The organism is Undibacterium sp. Ji50W, from assembly GCF_049340445.1.
Classification (GTDB): Bacteria; Pseudomonadota; Gammaproteobacteria; order Burkholderiales; family Burkholderiaceae_D; genus Undibacterium.
In genome coordinates, this window is sequence record NZ_JBMPOX010000004.1 from 143,888 (window position 1) to 159,688 (window position 15,801).

At 50.6% G+C, this 15,801-nt stretch carries 10 protein-coding genes; 6 read left to right on the top strand and 4 right to left on the bottom strand.

Annotated features, from left to right (window positions below; genetic code table 11):
- Positions 1-37: 37 nt before the first annotated feature.
- Positions 38-499, bottom strand: coding sequence for an Lrp/AsnC family transcriptional regulator (locus tag ACO0K9_RS09295; protein ID WP_422984087.1), 462 nt, complete (start codon positions 497-499; stop codon positions 38-40).
- Between the two features lie 351 nt (positions 500-850).
- Between ACO0K9_RS09295 and glmS the strand changes: the two genes are divergently transcribed.
- The 3 genes from glmS (at position 851) to ACO0K9_RS09310 (ending at position 4,054) form a co-directional block, all read left to right on the top strand.
- Positions 851-2,668 carry a glutamine--fructose-6-phosphate transaminase (isomerizing) gene (glmS, locus tag ACO0K9_RS09300; RefSeq protein WP_422984090.1) on the top strand — a complete coding sequence of 606 codons (1,818 nt, stop codon included), beginning with the start codon at positions 851-853 and terminating at the stop codon, positions 2,666-2,668.
- 181 nt (positions 2,669-2,849) lie between these two features.
- Positions 2,850-3,494 carry a hypothetical protein gene (locus ACO0K9_RS09305; protein WP_422984092.1) on the top strand — a complete coding sequence of 215 codons (645 nt, stop codon included), beginning with the start codon at positions 2,850-2,852 and terminating at the stop codon, positions 3,492-3,494.
- Between the two features lie 218 nt (positions 3,495-3,712).
- On the top strand, positions 3,713-4,054 hold the full coding sequence (locus ACO0K9_RS09310) for a YciI family protein (protein WP_422984094.1): 342 nt from the start codon (positions 3,713-3,715) through the stop codon (positions 4,052-4,054).
- A 176-nt stretch (positions 4,055-4,230) separates the two neighbouring features.
- On the opposite strand, the gene ACO0K9_RS09315 is transcribed toward ACO0K9_RS09310, so the two are convergent.
- Together ACO0K9_RS09315 and ACO0K9_RS09320 are read right to left on the bottom strand one after the other, a co-directional pair.
- Positions 4,231-6,060 (bottom strand): DUF4209 domain-containing protein, encoded by a 1,830-nt coding sequence (locus ACO0K9_RS09315; protein ID WP_422984096.1) that lies wholly within the window; start codon positions 6,058-6,060, stop codon positions 4,231-4,233.
- 3 nt (positions 6,061-6,063) lie between these two features.
- Positions 6,064-7,542, bottom strand: a complete 1,479-nt coding sequence (locus tag ACO0K9_RS09320; RefSeq protein ID WP_422984098.1) for a hypothetical protein — start codon at positions 7,540-7,542, stop codon at positions 6,064-6,066.
- A 427-nt stretch (positions 7,543-7,969) separates the two neighbouring features.
- On the opposite strand from ACO0K9_RS09320, the gene ACO0K9_RS09325 reads away from it, so the two are divergent.
- The 3 genes from ACO0K9_RS09325 to ACO0K9_RS09335 all read left to right on the top strand — a co-directional run bounded on the left by ACO0K9_RS09325 (position 7,970) and on the right by ACO0K9_RS09335 (position 14,410).
- Positions 7,970-10,183, top strand: coding sequence for an OsmC domain/YcaO domain-containing protein (locus tag ACO0K9_RS09325; RefSeq protein WP_422984100.1), 2,214 nt, complete (start codon positions 7,970-7,972; stop codon positions 10,181-10,183).
- 695 nt (positions 10,184-10,878) lie between these two features.
- On the top strand, positions 10,879-11,307 hold the full coding sequence (locus ACO0K9_RS09330) for a hypothetical protein (RefSeq protein ID WP_422984102.1): 429 nt from the start codon (positions 10,879-10,881) through the stop codon (positions 11,305-11,307).
- Between the two features lie 34 nt (positions 11,308-11,341).
- The gene (locus tag ACO0K9_RS09335) at positions 11,342-14,410 is read left to right on the top strand and encodes a di-heme oxidoredictase family protein (protein ID WP_422984371.1); all 3,069 of its coding nucleotides are present in this window, start codon (positions 11,342-11,344) and stop codon (positions 14,408-14,410) included.
- Positions 14,411-14,566: 156 nt separating this feature from the next.
- Here the strand turns inward: ACO0K9_RS09335 and ACO0K9_RS09340 are convergent, their stop codons facing one another.
- Positions 14,567-15,718, bottom strand: coding sequence for a thioredoxin family protein (locus tag ACO0K9_RS09340; RefSeq protein WP_422984104.1), 1,152 nt, complete (start codon positions 15,716-15,718; stop codon positions 14,567-14,569).
- Between the last annotated feature and the right edge of the window lie 83 nt (positions 15,719-15,801).

Below are 15,801 nucleotides of genomic sequence, written 5' to 3' on the forward strand. Positions count from 1 at the left end.
ACCAGGGCGCGCAGTCATTTCAAATTTGCAGCAAGCTTCAAAGAGCGATACCCGTTTCAAACTTGCTGCGCAAGATAGAAAAGAAGCTGCGCACATTGCGCACATTGGCATGTGTGGCAAACAGCCTGTGCGCCAGCGCATGGTAAGCCGCCATATCCGCCACCTGTATCACCAATACAAAATCCGGCCCGGGCGACACCCGGTAGCATTGCTGTACCGCGATTTCTTGCGCCACCAGTTGTTCAAATTCCAGCAGTTTTTCTGTCGCTTGATGATCAAGCGTGATTTCCACAATCGCCGTCAAGCCTGCCCCCAGTTTGGCCGTATCCAGTATTGCCACCTGGCGGGCAATAATACCCTCGTCAGTCAGCCGCTTGACGCGACGCAGGCAGGTAGGGGCAGACGCATGCACACGCAAGGCCAGCTCATGATTGGTCAGGGATGCATCCTTTTGCAATTGTTGCAAAATACGCTTGTCCAGCTCGTCGATGGCAAACATGTGATTAATTATTTCTTAAAATAGCAATGAATGAAATAATAGTTCAAATATGAAATTGATGTTCTTTAAATTTCAATAATAATTAAATTTTGAAAGAAAACATCATGCTATCTGCTTTAGCATGGATACATCTTTAGAACTTACAACTTACGCAAAATCGTCCTGGCAAGGCTATCGCTTTAGGAAACCTCCCTTGCAGGGGAGGTTCGTTACGTCGGCAGGCAACATGTTGCCTGAAACCCCGACTACACCGTAGCAACGAAGACAGTGCTTTAGCACGGCTAGGAGCTGCAACGCAGCCAGGGCGGTTTTGCGTAAGTACTAATATTCATTCTTTCATCAGAGGTCACTATGTGCGGTATCGTCGGCGCAGTTGCTCAACGTAATATCACCCCCGTCTTGCTCGAAGGTTTAAAACGGCTCGAATACCGTGGCTATGACTCTTGCGGCGTCGCCCTGCATGTAGATGGCCATTTGCAACGCTCACGCAGCACATCCCGCGTGGCAGACCTGCAGGCGCAGATAGACCAGTCCGGCCTTGCTGGCTTCACCGGCATCGCCCACACCCGCTGGGCTACCCATGGCGCACCGTCATCATCCAATGCCCACCCGCATTTTTCACGCGACCGCATTGCCCTGGTACACAACGGCATTATCGAAAACCATGAAGAACTGCGTGCTGAACTGACGCAAGCTGGTTATGTCTTTGAAAGCCAGACCGACACCGAAGTCATCGCCCACCTGATAGATCACCTCTACAGTGGCGACCTGTTCGACACCGTACAAATCGCCATCAAACGTTTGACCGGCGCATTTGCCATCGCCGTATTTTGCCGCGACGAACCGCATCGTGTCATCGGTGCACGCCAGGGTTCCCCATTGATCGTCGGCGTAGGCCAGGGTGAAAACTTCCTCGCTTCTGACGCCATGGCATTGGCAGGCACTACCGACCAGATCATCTATCTGGAAGAAGGCGACGTGGTAGACCTGCAATTGCAAAAAGTATGGATAGTCGATAGCGAAGGCAAATCTGTCCAGCGCGAAGTAAAAACCGTACACGCCCACAGCGGCGCAGCAGAACTGGGCCCGTATCGCCACTACATGCAAAAAGAAATCTTCGAACAACCCCGTGCGATTGCCGATACACTCGAAGGCGTCATCAGCATCATGCCCGAGCTGTTTGGTGACGGTGCCTACAAAGTCTTCAAGCAAACTGATTCGGTATTGATACTCGCCTGCGGCACCAGCTATTACGCCGGCCTGACGGCCAAATACTGGATAGAAGCGATAGCAAAAATCCCCGTCAATGTAGAAATCGCCAGCGAATACCGCTACCGCGAAAGCGTACCCAATCCAAACGCCCTGGTCGTCACCATCTCGCAAAGTGGCGAGACAGCAGACACCCTGGCCGCATTAAAACATGCACGCAGCCTGGGCATGCTGCACACCCTTACAGTCTGCAATGTGTCCACCAGCGCCATGGTGCGTGAATGTGCATTGGCATACATCACCCACGCCGGTGTAGAAGTCGGCGTCGCCTCCACCAAGGCTTTCACCACCCAACTGGCAGCACTCTTCCTGCTGGCACTGTCACTGGCACAAAGCAAAGGCCGCCTCAGCGAGACTGACGAAGCAGAACACATACGCGCCCTGCGCCACCTGCCCGTCGCCATCAGCGCCGTGCTGGCGCTGGAACCACAAATCATTTCCTGGGCAGAAGAATTCGCCCGTAAAGAAAACGCTCTCTTCCTCGGACGCGGCCTGCATTACCCCATCGCCCTCGAAGGTGCATTAAAACTCAAAGAGATTTCCTACATCCACGCCGAAGCCTATCCAGCAGGTGAACTCAAACACGGCCCCCTGGCCCTGGTCACCAAAGAAATGCCCGTCGTCACCGTCGCCCCCAACGACACCCTGATAGAAAAACTCAAGTCCAACATGCAAGAAGTCCGCGCCCGCGGCGGCGAACTCTACGTCTTCGCCGACGCCGACTCCCGCATCACCTCCAGCGAAGGCGTACACGTGATACGCCTGCCGGAGCATTACGGGCAACTGTCACCGATACTGCACGTGGTGCCGCTGCAATTGCTGGCGTATCACACGGCATTGGCGCGGGGGACGGATGTTGATAAACCGAGGAATTTGGCCAAAAGCGTCACGGTTGAATAGGGAATGACATTGCGTTATGACTAGAGTAAATAAAGTTGGTCGGAACGGTCCGCTAGCGAGCATGCTACGACATCGTGGCCACGTTGACCAAGCTCATGTAAAGTGGGCATGCCGACGGGCCGCTTTCGGTCAAGACTGGACAATCATGTAAGCAGCGTTATGTCTCAAATTGGAAAAAGCCATGATCATTCGCAAGTTTCTCCTAGGCTTTCTTAATGGCTCGAAAAGACCAAGGGCCAACGATGTGACAAAGGGATCTGTTCGATCACACCACTTGGATATTCTTCCAGCTACAGCACAACAGTTCGAGAGACAATGCGTGCTCTTGAAACGAACAGGAACCGATATCGCGGCCGTATGGGGTGGTGATGGGATCGTGCCACCACCGTCGGGCCCATATCGCCACTGGATCAGCGTGGACAGTAGTTACTTGCAATCTGAGTTTGGTTCGAACGGCGTTCTAAGCGTTTATACCAATGAAGAAGACTGTGCATCCGGCATCACGGTATTTTCGCAGGCGGCAACACTTACCGAAGAAAAGGGAGAGTATCTGTACGCCCACGTCACCCGTTCCATCCCGCCACCGAATGCAAGCCGCGATCTGGAAAACGAAGCATATACCGAACAGTGGATGCACAACTGTCCGATATACAACGATAAAGACGTAGTGGCAGTGTTGGGAGGATGGCACTTTCCATGGCCGGATGACGATTGGGATGAGCTTCGTGACCGCGATCTGCTCGTTTGGACTATAGAGGGCTCAGAGCCATGGGTCGAAGTCTGGCGATCGGACGAAGCAACAACTGTCATGCAGCGTATTACATGACATGTTTCCAGATGCGCTAGATCCATCGAGAACTCAGTTTGTGTACGTCAGCTTTGGGTCGAAAGTGACCCTAGAGCGATGATTATGCCGTCCTTAATGATGTGCCCGAATTCTGTCTCCGGCCAAAAGTGTGCTTTAGGCGCGACCAACTTTATTCAATGTAGTCAATAGTGTATAGCCCTTATCACTAAGCAAAAAATTCCTGGAGAAAGAAGATCATGGCAAAGTATCTCATTTCATTCCCCAGTGCTGCAATGAAAGTACACGACAGTAAGATGGAGACGGTGGGGCGAAACGCCCATGCCGTGATACGCGACGCGAAGGAAGCAGGCGTCTACGTTTTCGCCGGTGGAATCGATGAAACAGTAGCGCCCGTTTTGGTGTCGGCCAATGGCGCAGTCGCTGAGGGTGGTTACCCGTGGACGCCTCCACTCAATGGTGGATTCACTGTACTTGAGCTTCCTACAAGAGAAGACGCCATCGCCTGGGCCGCACGTATCGCCAAAGCGTGTCGCTGTGATCAGGAGCTTCGAGTATTTGGGTTTGATTCGGAGTCGTGAGGGCGAAGTGTTGCTGTACATTCTGCTAGCTCATGAAATGCCTGCTGCAGGGCGATGAGTTCGGCCAAGTGTAGTTGCACTTTGAGTCACTGACGGTCGTCAACTCTGTCAGAATCAACTTTATTCTTGATTACTCGCGGTCGGCAGGAAACGATTGAAAAAATCGCCTATTCGTCTCAAGGGATTGTTGGTTTAATGTTCGTTTTTGTTGTCTGTTCTGCCTGCCACTTTGAACTCAATACGCAAAACTTTAGCAGTAGCCACCAGGCATATAGAACGTCGCTACTAAACATTTGTCCATCCGAAATTAAACCATGAGCAACTTCATTCCGGAGATTTGAGCCTAGCTGATCTACAAAAATATCTTCCAGCTCTATAACTCCATTTATTCCAAAGACTTTTTGTGCTTCGTCCATTTTCAGTAAGACGTTTAGCGACTTTTCAGGTTGTAAACCTTCCGCATTGAACATCGAAGTATCTCCACCATTCAACTCGATTATATGCCGAATCAACGCCTCGATTTGTGGTGGAATCATGTGAGCAACAATAAGCATATCTCCTTGAAATCCCGCAATCAGAACACGGATAATGCTTTCGACATGACCAGGTGGAATCCAAGGGCTGTGCTGGATGTAGTTGAGAATATCGGAACGGTCAGGGTTGTGCTCATTGAAAATAATCGAACGCATGGGATTGATAAAAGCTTGAATAACTAAATCCCTGTCAGTTCGAGCATGGCGGAAGAGTCGGAACCTTAGGCCATCATTCTCAATATCTTCTTCAGCTACCGCAAGTGGTGGTGTTTTAGCTACTACCCTCCCGCGTGAATTAATAACATCGCTGGAAAACATACTACTTAAAATTGCAGTCCGTGCTTCATTGCGTACCTTTTCCATTAACTTCTCAATGGGTGGAGCATTATTAACTTTACACAGTACGATGAGTGCTTCGTGAAGCGGCTTATCGCTTGTTTTTGCGACAGCCTTATCAATCAATTCTTGGATATTGACGGTTGTTGACAATTCTTTCAGTTCTGGAAGTGACTGCTCTTGCAATTTGAGTAAACGTGCATGAATATCTTCTGCACGACCTTTTCCTTTTGGTGCTTGGCGCATCGCATTGTAGGCTTGAGCCATAATGAAGGCTCCCGCCATAGCTCCTCTTCCACCGTCTTGTTGAGAGGATGCAAGTTCAGCTTCTGAAACCAATGCTTCTGCCGATAACCTTAGTGCCTCCCCATGTGCGTCAACTTCACCCAATTTATCGTGGCATCGGGCTGCGAGTTCAAAGTAATCTTTCGCAGCCCAATAGTTTTTACGCGAGTTTGCCTGCTCAGCGGCGATCCGTGTATATTTAGCGAAGGTCGCAATATCGCCATATTTAAACTCTAGCAGCAGGCTAACTAGACGGAAAGTGAGAAATAAGGGGTCAGTGCCCTGATATTTATTAACTGTTGCTTCCAATTTTCCGAGTACAGTGGCACGTAAAATTGCCCCACCTCTGCCCAAACTGACAGCAAGTCGAAGTGCGCGTTCAAGTCGATCTGCGAAACTGGTCCACTCCTTGGGATCTTCAAGAATATCTGCTGCTTCAATATAGGCCGAAATAGCACCTTGAGCTGCAGGATATGATTTAGCGATCACCCATATTAGGTCAAGCATTCGTGCACGGAACTCTGCATTTTTTTGACTCAACACCCATTGTGCCAACGCTTCAATTTTTTCGCGTGGAAAATCGCTTGCAACGGTTGAACGTTGCCCATCCATTACAAACTTCGGGCCGAACGGATCACCTACACTCCCATATTGGAGCCGCATTGTTAGCGTTGCACCGACAAATCGTAAGGCGTTAAGCTGGTCTTGTGTCCATGCCGCTTCATTTCTTAGTGCTAACGTAATTTGCTCCGAAAAACTGAAACATTCTTGACGGGATGCTTCCGAAAAGAATTTGTCAAGGTTTAGTGAATTTAGAACTATTGGTGTGACTAAATTCCAATCAATAGCCATCGATTAACCCTCATCCTGACGTGACGGTGGAACACGTATGAAATACTTTTTTAACACCCAACCAGTCGCATATTCTCGGCTGATCCAATTGTAGTAGCGCACCTCAATCCACTTTCCATTTTCGGATATAAGCGCAACGACTTCTCTTGGTAGTAACTTGCCTGTGACAGATGCCCCTGACTGTGGTTGTGTATAGACGAGTGCCGCTCTGTCAAGCACAACAAAACGCGTGATCGAAATCCTAGTATCCTTGATGAGAGTTTTTTCTAAAATAGCAGAGAGTGCCTCCAATTGCTTGTTTTGCTGCTCCAGCATGACCGCATATGAATTCAGTTTTGAGTCTACATTTTCCTGCCATTTTCCAGACGATTGCTCTTGGTAAATAAAGAAAAGAATGGTCAGTATGAGACTAAGTAATACCAACAAATCTTGCTGTATAGGGCTCAGAAGTCGTTTTTCTGGTGTATCGTCGAGCTCTCCATTCTCGTCAATACCAAGTGCAGCAAGATGCTCTTGCAAGCCCTCTGGCCCTAAAATTTGGAAAAGTTCGGCGGCAGAGGACCAGTTCAATGTTGGCAAGGTTAAGCGGCCGATTTTTTTCTGCAATGCAGACAATGCTCCAACTGATTCAACGAGTTGCCGAGGTAGCTCCCATTGTTGTCTAACGGCATGAAACGTTGCCTGATTTTTTGTGAAGGAATCAAGCACAGACTGGTGTGAATAAGCATTTTGGGCGCGTTCAAACGCTGTCATCCAGTTCTGTGATTCTTGGATCTGCTTGAGCGCAGAGGAAAAGCCTAAGTTAGTTTGTAAAACAGAGTCAAATTTCTCTGCAATTGAATCAAGTCTGTGCAGCTTTTCAATATACGTTTTCCAACTATAGACTTCTTCCTGCTTCTTAAGCATATTCTCGTAAGGAGCGCTAAGGTTCCGCAAATCTTCCCAAGCGCGATTTATGTGGAATGTTTTTTTTATTCCTTCCCAATCGGGATTATTGATGAACTTGCTTATCTGTTCCGCGTCACGTATTGCTTTGACCACGGGGGGGTCTTGAAGCCGTTTTACATTTTTCTGAAATTGTTCGTACTGTTCTCTTTCTCTGCGGTTAGTTTCCTTAATCTGAAACACTAAGTAGTTGACTCCAGATGGTTGTCCTTCAGCCACGTCTTGGTGTTGCAAGGTTCCAAAGAACCGACCACCATAGATCTCAGAAAATTTGTTCAATTCTTCGTCGCTGAGTTGTTCTACTTCAAATGAAGTTACCAAAGAGCCTTCGCAAACATCATCCACGACTAATTTTCCAGTGACCTTATGAGCAACTTGGGAAAACACCCATTTAGCAAGTTCCTTCGCGTTGATATTTATCGAACGCACCTTTTTTTGAACTTCCTTTCGAGCTTCCGTGCTCAATGAGCCAATGCATAGAGAACCAAGTATCTTTGAATCAAATTTGAAGTCCTTGAGATGCTTTAAGTTTTTCATTTTGAATTGGTTTAGAAGATGTAGCCACAAGAAATGAATAAAATGATGACATTACTATATCAATTTTTAATGCCGTTGAGTAAGCTATTTGGGAAAGGGGTAGGAATTATGGTGTGAATGCATTTCAGTGCTGGATCGTCCCAAGAGAAATACTCATTTATCTGGTAACGTTATGCAAGGAAGCTGATTAAATATATAGCAGTTTTGAGTAATGCTCGGTGATATTACGCCAATAACTTTTGTTTTCTGCTTATCAAAACTGGCTGCATTGTGAACTAAGTGTCCTCAAAATCGACGCAGCTACTCTTGCGACGCAGTTCAAATTTCAATGTAAGGCACTAGGCTGAAAAACAAGCCTTCCTGCCCACCTCAGAAAAGACGGATAATACCGCCAACACGATTTCGTACACTATTCTGGAACTCCCCCATGGAAATTAAGGTTAACTTTCTCGATAAGCTTCGTCTTGAAGCCAAGTTCGATGATTTTACGGTGGTGGCTGATCAGCCTATCCGTTATAAGGGGGATGGTTCTGCGCCTGGTCCTTTTGATTATTTTTTGGCTTCGTCGGCCTTGTGTGCGGCTTATTTTGTGAAGTTGTATTGCAATACCCGCAATATCCCTACTGAAAATATCCGGCTGTCGCAGAATAATATTGTTGATCCGGAAAACCGTTACGCGCAGATTTTCAAGATACAGGTGGAGTTGCCTGCGGATATTTCTGCCAGGGACCGCGAAGGTATTTTGCGTTCCATCGACCGTTGTACTGTCAAAAAAGTGGTGCAGGCCGTGCCGGAGTTTGTGATTGAAGAGGTCGAGAACCTGGATGCCGATGCGCAGGCCCTGCTGACCTTGAACCCTTCTGCGGATGCGGCTACCTCTACATCTACCTACATCCTGGGCAAGGATTTGCCGCTGGAGCAAACCATCGCCAATATGTCTGGCTTGCTGGCGGGGCTGGGTATCAAGATTGAGATTGCTTCGTGGCGCAATATTATTCCTAATGTGTGGTCGCTGCATATCCGCGATGCGCATTCGCCCATGTGTTTTACCAATGGCAAGGGCGCGACCAAGGAAAGCGCACTGGCGTCGGCCCTGGGTGAGTACATCGAGCGCCTGAGTTGCAACCATTTTTATGCGGGTTCGTTCTGGGGTGAAGATATCGCCAACGCAGCCTTTGTGCATTACCCGGAAGAGCGCTGGTTCAAGCCTGGCAAAAAAGATGCACTGCCCAAGGACATACTGGATAAGTATAGTCTTGACATTTACAACCCCGATGGCGAGCTGCGTGGCGCGCATCTGGTCGATACCAATTCTGGCAATGCAGAGCGCGGTATCTGTTCGCTGCCTTATGTGCGGCAGTCGGATGGCGAGGTCGTTTATTTCCCGTCCAACCTCATCGAAAACCTGTACGCCAGCAATGGCATGAGTGCCGGTAATACCCTGGCCGAAGCGCAGGTGCAATGTCTGTCTGAAATTTTTGAACGCGCCGTCAAGCGCGAAATTCTGGAAGGTGAAATCGCCTTGCCTGATGTGCCGCAAGAAGTGCTGGCGCAATACCCTGGCATTGTGGCGGGCATACGGGGGCTGGAAGAGCAGGGTTTTCCAGTGCTGGTGAAGGATGCGTCGCTGGGTGGTGTGTACCCTGTCATGTGCGTGACCTTGATGAACCCGCGCACAGGCGGTGTGTTTGCTTCTTTCGGCGCGCACCCCAGCCTGGAAGTGGCGCTGGAACGCAGCCTGACAGAATTACTGCAAGGTCGCAGTTTTGAAGGCCTTAATGATTTGCCACAGCCTACCTTTGTCAGCAATGCGGTGACTGAGCCAAATAACTTTGTTGAACACTTCATCGATTCCAGCGGCGTGGTGTCGTGGCGCTTTTTCAGTGCCAAAGCTGATTACGATTTTGTTGAGTGGGATTTCTCTGGTCAGGGCGAAAACTCCAATGCGGATGAAGCCGCGACCTTGTTCGGCATACTCAAGGAAATGGGCAAAGAAGTTTACTTGGCGGTGTATGAGCACTTAGGCGCTACTGCTTGCCGAATACTGGTGCCAGGTTATTCTGAAGTTTATCCGGTTGAAGACCTGATCTGGGATAACACCAACAAAGCCTTGTTGTTCCGCGCTGATATCCTGAATTTGCATACGCTGGATGATGAACAACTGGAAGACTTGCTTGATCGTCTGGAAAACAATGAGCTGGACGAATACAGCGACATCGCCACCCTGATAGGTATAGAGTTTGACGAGAACACGGTCTGGGGCCAGCTCACCGTTGTGGAGTTGAAGCTGCTGATCAATCTCGCCTTGCAGCAGTTTGAAGAGGCAAAAGAACTGGTCGAAACCTTCTTGCAATACAACGACAACACGGTCGATCGCGGCTTGTTTTATCAAGCCCTGAATGTGGTGCTGGAAGTCACGCTGGATGACGAGCTGGAACTGGAAGATTACCTGGTTAATTTCCGCCGCATGTTTGGTGATGCGCGCATGGATGCGGTATTGGGATCAGTCGACGGCAGCGTGCGCTTTTATGGCTTGACACCAACCAGCATGAAACTGGAAGGGCTGGACAGGCACCAGCGCCTGATCGACAGCTACAAGAAATTACATGTGGCGCGCAGCAAAGCGGCTACCTCCAGCTAAGCTTCTGAGTGATGACGCTCCATAGTGTCATTCGATTTTCCATCAACGGCAGAAAACTGTTTCCTGATGATGCCTCTGCCATGACGCCGGTGTACCTGGCGGCATAACACTGGCGACAGACGCTAAACTGCTTTGAGATGGAATTTGGTGAGCGTATCAACGCTCACCAGTAATTCTGGGAAAATTTGGACAGGTTTTTTTACAGCCCCCCGTTTGCATCGCATTAGAGTTCGATACTTTGTAAGTTTTATGTAACAAGAAAATCAATTTGTTTCTGACAAGTTTGTCATAAATAGCCAGAGCGGTAATACCACTTTCGTTTTCGTGCAAAAACTCGCCTGACCCTGGACGTTTGTGCGCATCGCACGGCCATTTTTTGTCACAGGATTTGCCGGAAATGATGAGTGGTATTGGCGCTGCATCACTGGCATCATATTTGGATCATAGGTAGTACGCGAGTTCTACCATCTCGCATTTTATTTGCGGGCAATTCAAAATGCGCATTCTCTTCATGCTTGCTATGATGACAAATAAATTGACGTCAAAAATCCATCGCCATTTCAGTCGCTTCTTTGAAGGGCGAGCTGCTTGTGCCTTGGTACTTAAATAGGCACCGTCATTCCACAATCAAGTCTGCAAAGTGGAAAAGATTCCATTCCATCCCACCGATTGGCGTTCGACATCGTCATTGAACGATGTTGGCACTGCCCAAATCTGTCAGTGCACTGACAAAAAATGAGATAAGCCACGCTTCATTTCAGGGAGAAATTATTTCACTCCTGGTGTCTTGTCACAGGCGTTCGCTGGCTTGCAAGTCACACAGCGACTGGGTACTGTGGCGCTTCGACAAACAAAGACACCCCCCGTTAATCATTTTCCTTTTTGAATTCATCGCATCCCAGGCAGCTCAAGCAATTCAAGCAGTTGAATATTCTATTCGCGCATCCAAAAACATGCGCCATGGGTTTCAAAAGATGCCGTTTACAGGCGACATCAAAAATGTGCAACGTACCAACCAGGAGTTCTTACGTGAAAAAAATATCTGCCCGCATGACGACCATCTGTCTGGCGTCATCTCTACTCTGTCTGCAACTGGCTGGCTGCGGTGGGTCCAGCACTGCTGATTCTGCTGCCCAGAATGGCGCAAGCAATACACCCATGGCAGCACCACCGCAAGCTGCAACTACAGAAACCGCGCTTACTCCGGTGAGCGCCAGTGCCAGTTCCATGGAACGAGGTGACTTGTCTGCCGCCGCAGCCATTGATCACAATGAAAGCACACGCTGGGGTAGCGGTTTCACCGATGACCAGTACCTGACACTGGATTTCGGCAAATCCGAAACCATCACACGTGTACACATAGAATGGGAAAATGCCCATGCCACGCAATATCTGTTGCAAGTCTCTGACAACAATGCGGATTGGGTCACGATCAAGTCCGTTGATAATAGCCAGGGTGGTACCGAAGACTTGAGCGGGCTGAGTGGGCAAGGGCGCTATCTGCGAATGAAGGGTATCAAGCGTTCGACGCAGTACGGTTATTCCATCATCGAAATCCAGGCATTCTCGGGTCCGCCAGCGGCACCACAACCGGGCACAGATCCACAACAACCGGTGCAGGTTGATTTGAGCAAGCCTGGTGTTGCCGTCAAGCCGGTTACGGCAACGTCGTCAGCGGTAGAAAATCAGGGTATGTCGGCAGCGATGGCGATCGACGGCAAGCTGAATACGCGTTGGGGTAGTACGTCTGAAGACGGGGCCTGGATACAGTTCGATTTTGGTGCCAAGACCCCGGTTGGCTACATGAAGCTGGTCTGGGAAAACGCCTATGGCAAAGAATACGCGCTGCGTGTGTCGGATGATGGCCAGACCTGGTCACAACTGCGCTATGTCAGCGCTGGCAAGGGTGGCACGGAAGAGTTCTTTAATCTTGGTGCCAATGCCCGTTACATCCGCCTGCAAGGCGTGGCCCGAGCCACGCAATATGGGTATTCACTGTTTGAGGTGGAATTCAAGACACCCGGCAGTGACAATACATTAGCTGACGCCACCACATCAGCATTGAAGTTCCCGGCTAGTGGCAGTGGTTTGGCAGCATTGCCTGCCGCCGCCGAGCCGCTTGAAACCCTGCAATTTACGCTGCCCGATGGCACGCTGGTGACACGCTTTGGTGCACGTGGCCTGGCACGCCATGGTCGTGAACGCGGCGAAGAGTGGAATGAAATTGGCTACGGTCCGAATGAAACCGTCGATGCGGTGACGGGCTTGCCAGTGGATAAAGGGCCGGGCAATTACCTGACTTTCGTTGCCCAATATTTCAAGAATCGCACCTGGGGTTTTGAGATACTCGACAACAGTCGCGTGGCGGGTGTGACCAAGCCCACGCTTACCGTCAACCAATACAATACCGTGGATTTCTTGCCCGGTGGCGTAGCCTTCTTCCGTGGTTTTGATCGTGTGGGTGTGACGGGTTATGGCTGGATGAACCCTGGTGAACTGGTTGACCGCAATGTCACCATCTGCAAACCGGTACCCTATCCGGCGAATGGTAAGCTGGCGAGTGCTGATGGGGTCAACGGTGCCTGTACCTTGCGCGTCAAGGATTATCCGGGGCACGACGATCTGGATGCGAATGGCTTCCCGAATGGCAAGAATATTCCCGCCCGTCCGCTGGTCGTCGGTGATGTGATTGAAGTATCGCCGTCGATGTTTTCGACGCCTGACGGCATGGCCGCCAAGGGGGATAGCGGCGGTGTGCGTTATTACTCAGCCGAATGGATTTATGTGGTGGGGTCAGGATTGAAGCCCTGGTATGGCGTGCAACCACGTCTGAATTCTGTACCCTTGCCGGAAGAGACTTTGTCTGGCGGCCAGGGTTCGGTGTCTTACAACTATTCAGACAACGGCCTGTTCATGTTCCAGCAGCCGCACAACAATGCGGGTATGCAAAACATCCAGCGCTTTGTTGAAGGTCGCCGTCTGGTGCACACCAACTTCACTACGGGTGATCATAACGAGCCGGGCAATGACCGTTACTTGCAGGCGGTTGGTTTGCAGGGGCCGCGTTTCAACCAGTCTGCCTGTATCGCCTGCCACGTCAACAATGGCCGCAGCGTGGCACCAACTGCTACCAACCAGCGTCTGGACAGCATGTCGGTACGTGTGGCGATGCTAAATGCAGCGGGGCAGCAGTTGCCGCATCCGCAGTACGGCAGCGTGGTTCAGATGAATGCTTTTTCGACGTCTGGTGTGCCGCAAAACTGGGGTACTAATGTCAACGTGGCCGGGTTTGAAACCAATACCAGCAAGCTGGCAGATGGTACCGTGGTTGAATTGCGCAAAGCGACACTGGCCTTCGAAGGTACAGTACCTGCCGTTTATTCACTGCGCGCTGCCCAGCCCATGATAGGCATGGGTTTGCTCGAAGCGATACCAGAGGCAGACATCCTCGCCCGTGCCCGTACCGCGCCGGATGCGGATGGTGTCATGGGTGTGGCCAACTTTGTCTTTGAACCTGAAACAGGTGCCGTCCGCCTGGGCCGCTTTGGCTGGAAGGCATCCAAGGCTACCCTGCGTCACCAGACGGCTGCTGCACTGTTGGCGGATATGGGGGTGACGTCCGCACCTTACCCCAACCGCAGTTGCACTACCGACCCTGCTGGCTGCGCTGCTGCCGCACCTCAACCAGGTATTTCGGAAGCTGATCTGCAATCGATCTCGCGCTATCTTGCGCTGGTGGGTGTGCCTGCACAACGCAGCATAGCCAGTGGTTTCCCTAAAGGTGTAGCACCGCTGGATGAACACCGTGTCGATGCGCAACAGGTCAGCGCTGGTGCCAAGCTGTTCCAGGGTATGCGTTGTGCGGCTTGCCACACAGCAGAGATGAAGACAGGCTCAGGCCATCTGTTTGCCGAACTTCGCAACCAGACCATACGGCCTTATACCGACTTGCTGCTGCATGATATGGGCGCAGGTTTGGCTGACAAATTGGTTGAAGGCCAGGCACAGGGCAATATGTGGCGCACTTCGCCTTTGTGGGGTATAGGCTATACCGACAAAGTCATGGGTAACAGCAGTAAGGTCGGTTACCTGCATGATGGTCGTGCCCGTAATCTGACCGAAGCCATCATGTGGCATGGTGGCGAGGCGGATCGTGCTCGCCAGCGTTTCCAGAACTTGTCAAAAACTGACCGTGAGGCTGTACTGGCTTTCTTGAAATCGCTTTGATTGCATAGTTTTACATGACAAGTACTGCTGAACAGCGCATCTGTTCAGCAGTACTTATCCGGGTTTTATGCAAAACAGGGCTGACGAAAAATTCGCCATTTTGCATACATCGTCAATTGTCTGCCTTACTCGGCAGATCGAAAACAGCCCCCGTGCCTAGCCAAAAGTGAAGGCAAATGCGCCAACACCAGCATCAAGAAAACGAATTTCGAAGCTGCACTCTTTCACCTTACCGGACTGGCGCACGAGCTGGTAAAGGCGGGCCTCGGTGACGGTGCCATTGCCTTCTGCATCGGTATCTGAACCGTGATCTGCACCAGGTGCATGACCATCTATCCTGACTTGAAAACGTACCGGCATGCCGTCGGCGCGTGGCCCAAGGACCAGATGCAAATCGCGGGCATTGAAACGGTACACAATACTGCCGTCCGCCCGGTTCAGATTCGTGCGTTCTGCACCAACGGTCCAGTTACCTGCCAGACTCCATTCGTTCAAACGCGGCGCAATCATAAGGTAGTCGTGGGCTGTATCTCTTTTCAGTCCACTGTTCGAGGAAAAATTCGATGCTTGCTGGTACCCGACATACGTTTCGCCAGAGCGCAGATGCGCGATATCGGGCGCTGCCTGTTCGGCGCTGGCTTTTGGTGTTGTCAGTGCGGCCCCAGCGCCAGACTGGCCGGCTTCGGCCAATAAAGACTGGATGATAGTCTCTGCCTTGTCGTAGTTGCCTTCGCCAGCAAGACGCGCCCTGATGCGACCCTGCGCGTCGGCAAAGTAAAAGACTGGCCACGCGTTGTTACGAAAAGCGTTCCAGATGTGATGCTCGCTATCGACTGCGATCGGGTAATCGATCTTGAAGCGTGCAATCGCTTTCCTGATATTTGCGGTGTCTTTTTCGAAGTCAAATTCAGGTGTGTGCACACCGATCACGACCAGACCCTGAGCGCGGTATTTCTCTGCCCAGGCGCGCACATGCGGTAAGGTGCGGATGCAGTTGATGCAGGAATAGGTCCAGAAATCGATCAGCACCACCTTGCCGCTTAGCTGTGCAGAGTTGATCGGGGGTGAATTCAGCCACGCCGATGCACCGACTAGTGGCGGAAGATGGCCAAGGACCGGCAAATCGCTGGTGTATGCGCTGCCATTCGATTTCATTGCTTTATCTCTTGCCTCGTCGGCGGCGGACATGTTGGTGACCATCGCAACAGCTATGCCAAGTGCGATGAGCGCACCGCTGGCGAACCAGCGATATAAGTGATATAAGTGATATAAGCGTGTGTGAAACAGGGAGAGGATGAAACGCAGCATGAGAAATTCCTTTTAATGCATTTTACAACGACACTACGACACTGTTTAAGTCCGCATAAGCCCGCCCGCAGGCTAACGCCATG